Genomic DNA, 13,466 nt, shown 5'->3' on the forward strand with positions numbered 1-13,466 from the left:
CGGCGCCCGGCCCCGTATCGCGTGACGCCTGCCGGCGATCGGCGGGTGCGGACTGAGCAGCCGCGCGGGGCGAGGATGCCCGAACCGGCCCGAGGCTGAACGGCCCCGGGCCGGTGGCAGTATGTGGGGGTGCGTTACCTCTACCGCGTTCTGGGCACCACGCAAGCCTTCCGCGAGGACGGCACCAGCGTGCCGATCGGCGGAGCCAGGCTGCGCGCGCTGCTGACCGCGCTCGCCCTCGCGGGAGGCCGCGCCGTGCACACCGGCGAGCTCGTCTCCTGGGTGTGGGGCGAGCAGGAGGACCCGCCCGCCGACGAGACGGCGGCGCTCCAGGCCCTCGTCGGGCGGCTGCGCAGATCCCTGGGGCGGGAGGCGGTCGGCTCCGTCGAGGGCGGCTACCGGCTGGTGGCCGCGCGCGAGGACATCGATCTGCACCGCTTCGAGCGGCTGGCGTCCGAGGGTGCGGCGGCTCTTGCCGACGGCGACCCGGCCAAGGCCGCCGACCTGCTCGACGACGCCCTCGCACTGTGGCGCGGCCCAGCGCTGGCCGACCTTCCCGACGGGGGAGGGGCCGCCGGTGTCCGGGCCGCCGACCGCCTGCTGGCAGCGCGCCGCCACCGGGCCGAGGCGGCACTCGCCCTCGGTCACGCGGAAACCGCTCTGCCCACGGTGCGACAGCTCGCGGCCGAGCACCCGCTGAACGAGCCGCTGCAAGCGCTGCTGTTGCGCGCCCTGCGGGACGCGGGCCGCGCCGCCGAGGCGCTGGCAGCATACGACGTGGTCAGAGGCCGCCTCGCCGAGCAGCTCGGCACCGACCCGAGCCCGGAACTGCGCGCCCTGCACACCGAGTTGCTGGCCGCCGAGCCGGTAGCAGCCCCCTCGCGGGTCCCGGCGGAGAACCCCCGGGACCCCTCCGCGCGACGGCCGCCCAGACGGGCGGCGGGCAATCTCCGCGCCGGGCTGAACTCGTTCGTGGGCCGGGAAGCGGAGCTGGGGCAGCTGAGCCGCCGACTGGGGACGGCGCGGCTGGTCACCCTCACCGGGCCCGGCGGCGCCGGCAAGACGCGGCTGTCACTGGAGGCCGCGGCCCGGGCACGTGCCGAGTACGACGAGGAGTGGGCGGACGGTGTATGGGTGGCCGAACTGGCAGCCGTACGCGACCCGGACGACCAGGGCGCGACAGCCGAAGCGGTGCTCACCGCGCTCGGCGGGCGCGAGACCGTACTGACCGGCACCACCGCCGAGGGGCTGCGTGCCGCCACCGACCCCACCCTCAACGACCCCCTCGCCCAGCTCGCCGAGCGCTGCGCGACCCGCCGGATGCTGCTGGTGCTGGACAACTGCGAGCACCTGATCGACGCGGCGGCCCGGGTCGTGGAGACGCTGCTGGTGGAGTGCCCCGGAGTGACCGTACTCGCGACCAGCCGCGAGCCCCTCGGGGTGCCCGGCGAGCTCGTACGGCCCGTCGAGCCGCTGCCCGACCCGGTGGCGCTCCGGCTGCTGGCCGAGCGGGGCGCCGCGGCGCGCCCCGGCTTCCGGACAGAGGACGACCCGGAGGCGTGCGCGGAGATCTGCCGCAGGCTCGACGGGCTGCCGCTGGCCATCGAGCTGGCCGCAGCGCGGTTGCGCTCGCTCACCCCCGGTCAGCTCGCCCGCCGCCTCGACCACCGCTTCCGGCTGCTGACCAGCGGCAACCGTACGGTGCTGCCCCGGCAACAGACGCTGCGCGCGGTGGTCGACTGGTCCTGGGAGCTGCTGGACGCTGCCGAGCGAGCAGTGCTGCGGCGGCTGGCGGTCTTCGCCGGCGGCTGCGAGCTGGAGCAGGCCGAGGAGGTGTGCGCGGACCTGGTCGAGGGGCCCGACGGGGACGTGGCGGCGCTGCTCAGCTCGCTTGTCGACAAGTCGCTGGTGGTGGCGGTGCCCGGCGAGGACACGGCCGGGATGCGCTACCGGCTGCTGGAGACCGTCGCGGAATACGCGGCCGAGAAGCTGGACGAGGTGCCCGGTGAACGCGAGCACGCCGAGCGCCGCCATCTGACCGTCTACCGGGAGCTGGCCCGCACCGCCGACCCGCTGCTGCGCGGACCCCGGCAGGTGGTGTGGCTCGACCGGCTGGAGCGCGAGCACGACAACATCCGCACCGCGCTGCGCCGGGCCGTCGCCGCGCGTGCCGAGCACGAGGCGCTGTGCCTGGTCCTGTCGATGGGCTGGTTCTGGCAGCTGCGCGGCCACCGCGGTGACGTACGCACCTGGGCCCAGGCGGTGCTCCGGCTCGGCCCCGACCCCTTCGGCTCCCCACCGCGCCCCGCACGGCCGCTGTACGAGTCGTGCACCGCGAACCCGCCGCCGATGGACGAGGAGCAGCTGTGGGAGGCCAGGCGCGGGGTGCGGCTGATGGCGCTGGCCGACGCGGACGAGGGAATCGAGAAGTTCCAGACCCCCGAACGCCAGGCCGAGCTGCGCAACATCACCCAGGTCTACTCGCCCGGAATGCCGCAGGTGTGCCGGATTCCCGGCTGCATGTGGTTCTTCGCCTGGTTCATGACCGGTGACTTCGGGAAGCTGGCCGAGCTGTCCGACGCCTTCGTGACCGGCTGCCGCGAGCTGGGCTATGAGTGGGAGCTGGCTTTCGCCCTGCAACTGCGGGCCAAGCTGACCAGCGACCAGCCCGCCTCCTGGGAGCAGTCGGCGGCGGACGCGGTGGAGAGCCTGGAGATCTTCCGCCGGGTGGGGGACGCCTGGGGAGAGGCCGAGGCGCTCTCCAGCCGGGCCGAAGCCGCCACGGCGCGCGGGGAGTTCGCCCGGGCCGCCGAGTCCTGCCGGCTGGCCATCACCCGGGCCGAGCAGCTGGGTGCGCACAGCCAGGTACCGCAGCTCAAGTCCCGCCTCGGCTCGGTGCTGGTGGAGCTGGGCGGCCCGGAGCAGGCTGCCGAGGGCGAGCGGCTGATGCGGGAGGCCGTCGAGGACTCCGACCACATCGGAGGGGACGGCCCCAACTTCGCGGCCATCCAGTACGCCGTCTTCCTCACCCGGCAGGGGCTGGCCGAGCAGGCCAGGGAGCTGCTGACGCCGCTGGAGGCCGAGTTCGCCGACCGGGTGCCGCAGCTGTTCGCGGGGATGGTCGAGGGGATTCTGGCCTGGACGTACGTTGTCGACGGCCGGTCCGCCGAGTCGCTGGCCAAGGTCCGGCAGTCCATTGTCAAGACCCGCGATGTGATGGCGGAGGCGGTCGCCCCGCACCTGACTCTCAGTCAGCTGCTGACCGCCGCACGTGCCCTGGCCCAGTTGGGCCGCGGCGAGCAGGCGGGGCGGCTGGTGGGCGCCTACGACGGCTTGTCCAAGCTGCCGCAGGGGCACTTCCCGCACCCCGTCGAGCGCGAGTCGCGGGCGGCCGCCGAGGCGGCTGTGCGGGAAGTGCTGTCCGATCAGGCGTACGCGGGCGCTTACGCCTCGGGCCACGGTCTGACCACCGACGAGGCCGTGGCCCTGGTGCGGGAGAGCTGAGCGGCCGGCCGGGTGCCGGCCGCCCCAGGTCTCCTGGTCGGCGGTCTGCCTCAGGTCTTCTTGCGGAACTTCGAGATGGCGATCGGCGCCGTCAGCAGCGTCAGCCCCGCCGACCAGATCACCGTCCACATCACCGGGTTGCCGACCTCGCCCTGGCCCAGCATCAGTCCCCGGGCCGCGTCGGCGAGATGGGTGAGCGGGTTGACGTCCGTGAACGCCTTCAGCCAGCCCGGCATGGTGTCGGTCGGCACGAAGACCGAGGAGCCGAACTGGAGCGGCATCAGCACCAGGAACGAGACGCCCTGCACAGCCTGGGCCGTGTTCATCGTCAGGCCCAGCAGGATGAAGATCCACAGCAGCGAGGCGCCGAACAGCGCGGTCAGTCCGATGGCGGCCAGCATGCCCAGCCAGTGTCCGCTGATGTTGAAGCCGACCAGGAAGCCCACGGTCAGCAGCACGGTGATGGCGACCAGCATCCGGCCGATTTCGACGACCGCCTTGGCTATCAGCACCGAGGAGCGGGCGATGGGCATGGACCGGAAGCGGTCCATCACACCCTTGCGGAAGTCCTCGTTGATACCGGTGCCCACGGCCATGGCGATGTTCATGCCCATCATGCCCATCATGCCGGGGATCAGATACTGCACGTACTCAGCCCGGTCGCCGCCGCCTCCGCTCCCGCCGATGGCGCCGCCGAAGACGTAGACGAACAGCAGCGTGAAGATGATGGGCATCAGCAGTGCGTCCATCATCGACTCGGGGTCCTGCTTGATCTGCAGGGCGTTGCGGCGGACGAGCGCGCCGATGTGCCGCAGGTTGGCCTGCAGCCCGATCCGGCCCTCCACCGTGGCGGGCTTGCCGGGCGCGGGGTTCGTCCCGGCCCCGGACCCGGAGGGTGCCTGCTCGGAACCGGGCGCTTTGACGGTGGCGGTACTCACGCCGCGACCTCCTCGAGTTCGTTCTCTTCGTCCTGGTGGGTGGCCTTCTGGCCGGTGAGGGCGAGGAACACCTCGTCCAGGCTGGGCAGGTGGGTGGCGATGTCGGCTATCGCGAAGCCGCGTTCGCCCAGCAGCGCGACCACGGCCGTCAGCTGTTCGTCGCTGACGATCGGGACGCTGACGACGCCGGACTCCTCGTCGCCGGTGGCGCCGGCCACGCCGTCCAGGCCCGCCTGGGCGATGGCACCGACCATGCGCGTCAGCTCGCCCGGGTCGGCAGGGCGGATCTCCAGGGTGCGGCCGCCGACCTTCGCCTTCAGCTCCGGGACCCTGCCCTCGGCGATGACCCGGCCGCGGTCGATCACCGTCAGCTCGCCGGCCAGCTGCTCGGCCTCCTCCATGTACTGGGTGGTGAGCAGCACGGTGTTGCCGTCGGCCACGATGTTCTTGACCTCGTCCCACACCTCGTTGCGGGTACGCGGGTCCAGGCCCGTGGTGGGCTCGTCCAGATACAGCACCTTGGGGCGGCCGATCATGGAGGCTGCCAGGTCGAGCCGGCGGCGCATCCCGCCGCTGTACTTCATCACGGGGCGCCGGGCCGCGTCGGTGAGGGAGAACCGCTCCAGCAGCTCGTCGGCGCGCTTGCGGGCCTCGCTGCGGGGCAGGTCGAGCAGCCGCCCGATCATGTAGAGGTTCTCCCAGCCGGCCAGCTTCTCGTCCACCGAGGCGTACTGGCCGGTCAGGCCGATCGTGCGGCGGAGCTCGCGTGGCTGGCGCACCACGTCGAACCCGGCGACCTTCGCCGTGCCGCCGTCGGGCTGCAGCAGGGTGGAGAGCATCCGGACGAGCGTCGTCTTGCCCGCGCCGTTGGGGCCCAGCACACCCATCACGGTGCCCTCGCGCACATCGAGGTCGATGCCGTCGACGGCCTTCGTCTCCCCGAAGTGCTTGACCAGTCCGCGGACCTCGACCGCGTTCGTCGTCTTCTCTCGCGTCATGTCGCCAATATGACAGCCGCCACTGACAAACGACCGACAGCCGACCGACAGCCCACCGACAGTCGAGCCCTGCTCTGTCGATGGGCCGTCCGTCAGCGGGTGTCCGCCGGACCCTCCGCCCTACTCGAAGGAGTGCTCCGCCGTCGGGTACGCGCCCGCTGTGACGTCCTCGGCGAAGGCACGGGCCGCGTCCCCGAGCGCGGTGCGCAGCTGTGCGTACTGCTTCACGAAGCGCGGGAGCTTGCCCGGGGTGAGGCCCGCCATGTCGGTCCACACCAGCACCTGGGCGTCACACTCCGGCCCGGCGCCGATGCCGACCGTGGGCACGTGCAGCGCCCGGGTGACCTCGGCGGCCAGCGGCGCGGGCACCATCTCCAGGACGACGGCGAAGGCCCCGGCGTCCTGGACGGCCTTGGCGTCGCGCATCAGCTGGTCGGCCGCCTCTTCGCCGCGGCCCTGCACCCGGTAGCCCATGGTGTGCACGGACTGCGGTGTCAGCCCGACATGGGCCATCACCGGGATGCCGGAGCTGACCAGCCGTCCGATCTGGTCGGCGGAGCGCTCACCGCCCTCCAGCTTGACGGCCTGCGCCCCGGCCTCCTTGACGAGTCGGGTGGCGCTGCGCAGCGCCTGGACCTCTCCTTCCTGGTACGAACCGAAGGGCAGGTCGGCGACGATCAGGGCGCGGCTGCTGCCCCGTACGACGGCGGCGGTCAGCATGGCCACCTCGTCCATGGTGACGGGCACCGTCGTCTCGTAGCCGAGGTGGCAGTTGCCCATCGAGTCGCCGACGAGCATGACGGGAATGCCGGCCTCGTCGAAGACCGAGGCGGTCATCGCGTCGTAAGCGGTGAGCATGGGCCACTTCTCGCCTCGCTCCTTGGCGAGTGCGAGGTCGCGCACGGTCACACGGCGATTACGGGTTCCCCCGTAGAGCGTCTGCGGCATGGCATTGACTCCTGTGGTCGTCTCGAAGCGCCCCAACGGCGTCTCCGGATCCGCTGTCCATGCTGGCACGCCCCTCCGCTGCCCGGTAGAGGGCCCGGCTCCTGGCACTCATGACCGAGTTTTTACGAAACGGAACGGCGCCGTTTCGTAAATACGACTACGCTGCCCGCCATGAGTACCCCCGGTTCCCCGGCGCCGGCCGGGGAGAGTGAGCAAGCCGCGCCGGCCCACCTGCGCCGCTGGACGGTCCTCGGCGTGCTGATGCTCAGCCTGCTGGCCGTCGTCCTGGACAACAGCATCCTCAACGTGGCGATGAAGACCCTCGCCCAGCCCGCGCCCACCGGAATCGGCGCCACCCAGAGCGAGCTCGAATGGGCCATCAACTCCTACACGCTCGTCTTCGCCGGCTTCCTGTTCACCGCCGGGCTCCTCGGTGACCGGCTCGGCCGCAAGAAGGTGCTCTTGTCCGGGCTGCTGGTCTTCGGACTCGGCTCCCTGCTCGCCGCCTTCTCCCAGAGCCCCGGCGAACTGATCGTCTACCGCGCCGTGATGGGGCTCGGCGCGGCCTTCGTCATGCCGGCCACCCTCGCGATCCTGATGAACGTCTTCCCTCGCGAGGAACAGCCCAGGGCCATCGGCATCTGGGCGGGCGCCGTCGGCCTCGGCATCGCGGCAGGACCCATCACCGGCGGGGTGCTGCTCGACCACTACTGGTGGGGCTCGGTCTTCCTGGTCAACGCGCCCGTCGTGTTCCTCGCGCTGGTGGCGATCCTGCTGCTGGTGCCCGACTCCCGCGACCCCGCGCCCGGCAGGCTGGACCCGCTGGGCGTGCTGCTCTCGGTCGCCGGGCTGGTGCTGCTGGTCTACGGGATCATCGAGGGCGGGCAGCTCGCCGACTTCACCGAGCCGAAGGTGCTGGCAACGGCAGGCGGCGGTGTCCTGTTGCTGCTGCTGTTCCTGCTGCACGAGAGGCGCACCACGCACCCCGCGCTCGACGTGCGCTACTTCCGCAAACCCGCTTTCTCGGCCGCCGTCGCCGCGATCGGGCTGGTCTTCTTCGCCCTCATGGGCGCGATGTTCTTCAGCGTCTTCTACATTCAGAGTGTGCGCGGCTTCAGCCCGCTGGAGGCCGGACTGCTGCTGCTCCCGCTGGCCGCCGCCCAGATGATCTTCGCGCCGCGTGCCGCGAAGGCCGTCGCCCGCTTCGGCGCCAAGGCGGTGTGCACCACGGGGCTGCTGCTGGTGGCCGCAGGCATGTTCGCCTTCACCGGGCTGGACGAGACGACGCCGCTGTGGGTGCTGGAAGTGATCTTCTTTGTGATGGGCAGCGCCATGGCGCATGTGATGCCGCCCGCCACGGTCTCGATCATGCAGGCGATGCCGCGCGAGAAGGCGGGCTCCGGATCGGCCGTCAACAACACCTTCCGCCAGGTCGGCGGGGCGCTCGGGGTCGCCGTCCTCGGCTCGCTGCTCTCCACCCGCTACCGGGACGGCATCGGCGGCGCTCTCGAGACCACGCCGCACCTGCCCGCGGGTGCGCGGCACGAGGCGGGCGAGTCCATCGAGGCCACCCTCGCGCTCGCCGACCGGCTCGGCCCCGCGGGGCGGGCGCTGGTGGCCCCCGCCAAGTCGGCTTTCGTCGACGCCATGCACACCACCGTGCTCGCCTCCGGTGCCGTCGCGCTGCTGGGTGCGCTGGTTGTCGCCGTCTGGCTGCCGGGCAAGCCCGCCGAGGAAGGCGCGCGAGAGGATGAGACCGGCGGGGAAGAGGAGGCGGAGCGAGTGGGGACGGAGCGGTGAGCCTGCGGTGAAGCGCGAGGGTGACAGCGGCGTCGGGTCGGCGGGCGGCAGCGGCGTCGGGGCAGCGGCACCCGAGCGGGAGCGGGGTGTGCCCCTCCCGGCAGGGAAGACCCGTGGGCGGCCGCGCAGCGAGGCCGTCGAGCGCGCCATCGTCGAAGCGGTGACACGGCTGCTGGAGGAAGGCGTCTCCTACGAAGCGCTCTCCATCGAGCGGATCGCACGCACCGCGGGCGTCGGCAAGGCCGCCGTCTACCGGCGCTGGTCCGGCAAGGACGAGCTGTTCCTGTACGTCGTCAGGGAGCTGGAGGAACTGCCGTACGAGGGCCCGAGGGAGGGGCCGTTGCGCGAGGTGCTCGTCGGAGCGCTGGAGTGGCTGCGCGAGGTCGGGCTCGCCAAGCGGCGCTCCGCGCTGCTGCGGGTGGTGGCCGGGCAGGTGCACTCGCACCCCGGACTATGGCAGCGCTACCGCGAGACCGTCGTCGGCGCCCGGCGCGAGCGGCTGGCCGCCGTGCTGCGGCGGGGCATCGACCACGGCGAGCTGCGGGGTGACATCGGCGTCGATGTGCTCATCGACCTGCTGACCGCGCCGATACTCGCCCGCATCCTGCTGCGGGAGGGCGAGGAACTCCCCGAGGAGATGCCCCGGCAGATCGTCGACGCCTTCCTGGACGGCCTGCGCCCTCGGACGTGAGCACCGTGCCGGTGCCGTGCTGCGGTGAAGGGCCGGCGGAGGGACGGCCCGGCGGGGGACGGCCCGGCGGGGGACGGTCCGCCGGGGGAGTGGGGGTGTCCGTGGCCGTCGCGTGCGGCTGATGTGCTGGTTGTGTCACAGTCCCGATCCCGCCCCGACCTGCTGGAACCCGTGCGCAGCCGCGTCTCGTCCTCCTCTCGGACTCCACAACGGACTTCAGGGCGAAAGCGGCAGTTGAACGGAAAGGTTTAACTGCATAAAAACGGGCATCGCCTATCGTTCATCGGGCACCAGCACAGGCAAGTGAGGACGGCGGATGGCGCGCGCGTACACGTCGGAGGCCGCGTACAGCGAGAACGGCGGCGAACGACAGGGACTGTGGTCCCGCTACACCGGCAACCGCTCCCGCGGCGGCTTCGCGGGGTGGTCGGGGCCGGGCAAATGGCGGCGGGGGATGCTGCTCGCGGCGCTGGCCCTGCTGCTGGGGCTGGCCTTCTTCCTGCACGCCGAGGTCCCCAACGCCATCGGTAACCTCGGCTCGCTGTGGGAGACGTTCCTGCCCTGGGGCGGACTGCTGATCGTCGTCCTGCTCGTCGCCGCCGTGCTGCGCCGCTCGGCGACGGCGCTGGTCGCACTGCTGGTGCCGACGCTGATGTGGGTGAACCTGTTCGGCGGCCCGTTCAACGACAAGACCGGCAGCGGCCCGGCCGACCTCACGGTCGTCACCCACAACGTCAACGCGGACAACGCCGACCCCCGGGGCACCGCCAAGTCACTGGCCGGCTCGGGGGCCGACATCCTCGCGCTGGAGGAGGTCTCTCCGGCCCAGGCCGCCTCCTACCGGTCCGAACTCGGCAGGACATACCGGTTCCACAAGCTCACCGGCACGGTCGGGATCTGGTCCAAGTACCCGATGAGCGACATCAGGACCGTCGACATCAAGATGGGCTGGCCGCGTGCCATGCGTGCCACGGTTCGCACCCCCAAGGGCGAGGTCGCCGTGTACGCCGCGCATCTGCCCTCGGTACGGGTGCAGTTCCGCTCCGGCTTCACGGCCGGGAAGCGGGACGGCAGCGCCGAGGCGCTCGGTGAGGCGATCGCCCACGACCCGGCGGACAAGGTCCTGCTCCTCGGCGACCTCAACGGCACCATGAACGACCGCGCGCTGGCGCCCATCACCTCCCAGATGCGGTCCGCGCAGGGTGCGGCGGGCGACGGCTTCGGTTTCACCTGGCCCGCCTCGTTCCCGATGGCACGGATCGACCAGATCATGGTCAAGGGCGCCGACCCGGTCTCCGCGTGGACGCTGCCGGCGACCGACAGCGACCACCTCCCCATCGCTGCGAAGATCAACTTGACGGAGTAGGGGCACGGCCGGGGGCAGCTCCGTACCGCCAGGCCGACCGGGTTTCCACGGCCCTTAACGTCGCGTTTTGCGCCGTGGAACATCTGGCTGCGAGACTTTGTTGCAGTCCCAAACATAGGCCCGCACCGGCGGGTGCTCAGCAATGTAATCGGTTACATCACTCCTGACGCGTAAGAAAGGTCTGCGCATGCCTCTGGCTCTGCTCGCACTCGCCGTGGGCGCCTTCGGTATCGGCACCACCGAGTTCGTGATGATGGGCCTGCTGCCGAACGTCGCCGACGATCTCGGCACATCCGTTCCGACCGCGGGATACCTGGTTTCGGCCTACGCCCTCGGGGTCGTGCTCGGAGCCCCCCTGCTGACCACCCTCGGCGCCCGCGTCCCACGCAAGCTGATGCTGCTGCTGTTGATGGGTCTGTTCACCCTCGGCAACCTCGCCTCCGCTCTCGCTCCCGGGTTCGGCACCCTGCTGGCGGGCCGGGTGCTGGCGGGGCTGCCGCACGGCGCGTTCTTCGGTGTCGGCGCCGTGGTCGCGGCCCGGCTGGTGCGCGAGGGCCGTGCGGCCCGCGCCGTTGCCACGATGTTCCTGGGGCTGACCGTCGCCAACATCGTCGGCGTACCCGGCGGCACCGCGCTGGGCCAGCAGCTCGGCTGGCGCGCCACCTTCGTGGTCGTCACCCTCATCGGCCTGGCCGCCATGACGGCGCTCGCGCTGCTGGTGCCCCGGATGCCTCTGGAGCACCAGGGCGGCGTACGCCACGAACTGCGCGCCCTGGGCAACCGCCAGGTCGTCCTCGGGCTGCTGACCGCCGTGTTCGGCTTCGGTGGCGTCTTCGCCGTCTACAGCTACCTCGCCTCGATGATGACCGAGGTCACCGGGCTCGCCGAGACCTCGGTGACCTGGGTGCTCGCCCTCTTCGGCATCGGCATGACGCTGGGCACCCTGGTCGCCGGACCGCTCACCGACCGGGCCCCGCGCCGCACCCTGTACGCGGCACTGGGGCTGATGGCCGCGCTGATGGTCACCTTCCACTTCGCGGCGCCCGTGAAGTGGGCCGCACTGACGCTGGTGGGGCTGCTGGGAGCCGTGGGCTTCCTGATCACCACGCCGATCCAGATGCTGGTGATGCGGGCCGCCGCGCAGGCGCCCACCATCGCCTCGGCCTCCAACCACTCCGCGTTCAACCTCGCCAACGCGGGCGGGGCCTGGCTCGGCGGTGTCGTCATCGCCGCCGGCTGGGGCTGGATGTCCCCCACCCTGGTCGGCGCGGCCCTCGCCCTGGCCGGGCTCGCCATCGCCGTGACGGCGGGGATGCTCGACCGCGGCGACTCGCGGGTGGTGGCCCGGGCGAGCGACGTCCCGGTGGGGGCCCCTTCCGCGCACTAGGACGCGCCCTGCGGGCACCCCGCGGGCAGGCCCCGACCCACTCCGTGCCGCCCTGCTCGCAGCCCGCAGGGGACCGTCAGCCCTCGCGCCAGAGGCTGGTGATCGGCAGCCGGCGGTCCTTGCCGAAGCCCTTGGGGGAGATCTTGGTGCCCGGAGGGTACTGACGGCGCTTGTACTCGGCGCGGTCCGTCATCCGCAGCACCCGGGTCACGGTCTGCGCGTCGAAGCCCGCCGCCACGATGGCGGCCGCGCCCTGGTCGCCGTCCACGTACCGCTTCAGGATGCGGTCGAGGACCCCGTAGTCGGGCAGCGAGTCGGTGTCCACCTGGCCGGGCGCCAGCTCGGCGCTGGGCGGCTTGGTGATGGAGCGCTCGGGGATGGGCGGGGTCTCGCCGCGCTCCTCGGCGGCGCGGTTGCGCCACTTGGCGAGGCGGAAGACGTTCGTCTTGTAGACGTCCTTGATCGGCCCGTAGGCGCCCACCGCGTCGCCGTACAGCGTCGAATAGCCCACCGCCAGCTCGGACTTGTTGCCCGGTGCGAGCACGATGTGGCCCTCCTGGTTGGAGACGGCCATCAGCAGCGTGCCGCGCAGCCGTGCCTGGAGGTTCTCCTCGGCGAGCCCGGTGAGGGCGAGAGAGTCCATGTACGCGGCGAACATCGGCTCGATCCCGACGGTGCGGAAGTTGAGCCCGGTGCGCTCCGCCAGCTCGGCGGCGTCCTCCTTGGAGTGCTCCGAGGAGTAACGCGAGGGCATCGAGATGCCGTACACGTTCCCGGCCCCGACCGCGTCGCAGGCGATCGAGGCCGTCAGCGCCGAGTCGATGCCGCCGGACAGTCCGATCAGCACCGAGCGGAAGCCGTTCTTGGCCGCATACGCGCGCAGCCCGACGACCAGCGCGTGGTAGATCTCCTCGTCGTCGTCCATCCGCGGTGCCTCGCCGCCGGTGCGCTCCGCCGGGTAGGCGGGCAGCGGCTCGGACGAGATGACGCGGTGATCCACACGCAGCCCGTCGTCCACGGTCCCCGAAGGAGCCGCCGGGGCGGCGGCGGGCAGCTCCAGGTCGAGGACCAGGCAGCTCTCCTCGAACTGCGGGGCCCGTGCCAGCACCTCTCCTTCGACGCCGACGACGATCGAGTCGCCGTCGAAGACCAGCTCGTCCTGGCCGCCGATCTCCGCGAGATACGCCGTGGTGCACCCGGCCTCCTGCGCGCGCTTGCGCACCAGCTCGAGCCGGGTGTCGTCCTTGTCCCGCTCGTAGGGGGAGGCGTTGACCGAGAGCAGCAGCCCGGCGCCCACGGTGCGTGCTGCCGGGACCCGGCCGCCCTCCTGCCACAGGTCCTCACAGATGGCGAGTGCCACATCGACGCCGTGCACCCGGATCACCGGCATGGTGTCGCCGGGCACGAAGTAGCGGAACTCGTCGAAGACGCCGTAGTTGGGCAGGTGGTGCTTGGCGAAGGTCAGCACGATCCCGCCGCGGTGCAGCACGGCCGCCGCGTTCTGCGGGGCTCCGGCGGGCTGGCCGTAGCGGGGCTGCACCTGTGCGCAGCGGTCCAGGTAGCCGACGACGACGGGTACCTCGCCCAGCCCCTCGTCGGCCAGCCGCACGGCGAGGTCCCGTACGGCGGTGCGGCTCGCCTCGACGAACGAGCGCCGCAGCGCCAGGTCCTCGACCGGGTAGCCGGTCAGCATCATCTCCGGGAACGCGATCAGATGCGCCCCCTGTTCGACGGAGTTCCGGGTCCACTGGACGACGGAGGCGGCGTTCCCCTCCAGATCGCCGACGGTGGAATCGACCTGGTTCAGCGCGAGACGTAGTTGAGGCACGAGGCC

General features: G+C 71.9%; 9 protein-coding genes. 5 read left to right on the forward strand and 4 right to left on the reverse strand.

Annotated elements, in window-relative coordinates:
• The first annotated feature begins 123 nt into the window (after nucleotides 1-123).
• Nucleotides 124-3,504: an AfsR/SARP family transcriptional regulator gene (locus JW592_RS03910; RefSeq protein WP_209263411.1), complete on the forward strand. Its 3,381-nt coding sequence runs from the start codon at nucleotides 124-126 to the stop codon at nucleotides 3,502-3,504.
• A 50-nt stretch (nucleotides 3,505-3,554) separates the two neighbouring features.
• On the opposite strand, the gene JW592_RS03915 is transcribed toward JW592_RS03910, so the two are convergent.
• From JW592_RS03915 to panB, 3 genes are all read right to left on the reverse strand, one after another.
• Complete coding sequence (locus tag JW592_RS03915; protein ID WP_209263412.1) at nucleotides 3,555-4,442, reverse strand: ABC transporter permease; 888 nt, start codon at nucleotides 4,440-4,442, stop codon at nucleotides 3,555-3,557.
• Nucleotides 4,439-5,440 carry an ATP-binding cassette domain-containing protein gene (locus tag JW592_RS03920; protein ID WP_209263413.1) on the reverse strand — a complete coding sequence of 334 codons (1,002 nt, stop codon included), beginning with the start codon at nucleotides 5,438-5,440 and terminating at the stop codon, nucleotides 4,439-4,441. The genes JW592_RS03915 and JW592_RS03920 overlap by 4 nt, the downstream gene beginning before the upstream one ends.
• A gap of 120 nt (nucleotides 5,441-5,560) precedes the next feature.
• The gene (panB, locus tag JW592_RS03925; RefSeq protein WP_209263414.1) at nucleotides 5,561-6,388 is read right to left on the reverse strand and encodes a 3-methyl-2-oxobutanoate hydroxymethyltransferase; all 828 of its coding nucleotides are present in this window, start codon (nucleotides 6,386-6,388) and stop codon (nucleotides 5,561-5,563) included.
• Nucleotides 6,389-6,559: 171 nt separating this feature from the next.
• On the opposite strand from panB, the gene JW592_RS03930 reads away from it, so the two are divergent.
• From JW592_RS03930 to JW592_RS03945, 4 genes are all read left to right on the forward strand, one after another.
• Nucleotides 6,560-8,188 carry an MFS transporter gene (locus tag JW592_RS03930; protein WP_209263415.1) on the forward strand — a complete coding sequence of 543 codons (1,629 nt, stop codon included), beginning with the start codon at nucleotides 6,560-6,562 and terminating at the stop codon, nucleotides 8,186-8,188.
• 7 nt (nucleotides 8,189-8,195) lie between these two features.
• Nucleotides 8,196-8,879: a TetR/AcrR family transcriptional regulator gene (locus tag JW592_RS03935; protein ID WP_307805276.1), complete on the forward strand. Its 684-nt coding sequence runs from the start codon at nucleotides 8,196-8,198 to the stop codon at nucleotides 8,877-8,879.
• Nucleotides 8,880-9,333: 454 nt separating this feature from the next.
• Nucleotides 9,334-10,245 (forward strand): endonuclease/exonuclease/phosphatase family protein, encoded by a 912-nt coding sequence (locus JW592_RS03940; RefSeq protein WP_372446447.1) that lies wholly within the window; start codon nucleotides 9,334-9,336, stop codon nucleotides 10,243-10,245.
• Between the two features lie 187 nt (nucleotides 10,246-10,432).
• Nucleotides 10,433-11,632, forward strand: coding sequence for an MFS transporter (locus JW592_RS03945; protein WP_209263418.1), 1,200 nt, complete (start codon nucleotides 10,433-10,435; stop codon nucleotides 11,630-11,632).
• 76 nt (nucleotides 11,633-11,708) lie between these two features.
• Here the strand turns inward: JW592_RS03945 and JW592_RS03950 are convergent, their stop codons facing one another.
• Entirely contained in the window at nucleotides 11,709-13,460 is a 1,752-nt protein-coding gene (locus tag JW592_RS03950) for an NAD+ synthase (protein ID WP_209263419.1), read from the reverse strand.
• Between the last annotated feature and the right edge of the window lie 6 nt (nucleotides 13,461-13,466).

The sequence above is a fragment of the Streptomyces spirodelae genome (assembly GCF_017676385.1).
In the GTDB taxonomy this organism is placed as follows: Bacteria; Actinomycetota; Actinomycetes; order Streptomycetales; family Streptomycetaceae; genus Streptomyces; species Streptomyces spirodelae.

Coding starts and splice junctions, on each gene's coding strand:
- JW592_RS03920 (WP_209263413.1), bottom strand. CDS start 5,440: ATGACGCGAGAGAAGACGACGAACGCGGTCGAGGTCCGCGGACTGGTC.
- panB (WP_209263414.1), bottom strand. CDS start 6,388: ATGCCGCAGACGCTCTACGGGGGAACCCGTAATCGCCGTGTGACCGTG.
- JW592_RS03930 (WP_209263415.1), top strand. CDS start 6,560: ATGAGTACCCCCGGTTCCCCGGCGCCGGCCGGGGAGAGTGAGCAAGCC.
- JW592_RS03940 (WP_372446447.1), top strand. CDS start 9,334: ATGCTGCTCGCGGCGCTGGCCCTGCTGCTGGGGCTGGCCTTCTTCCTG.
- JW592_RS03945 (WP_209263418.1), top strand. CDS start 10,433: ATGCCTCTGGCTCTGCTCGCACTCGCCGTGGGCGCCTTCGGTATCGGC.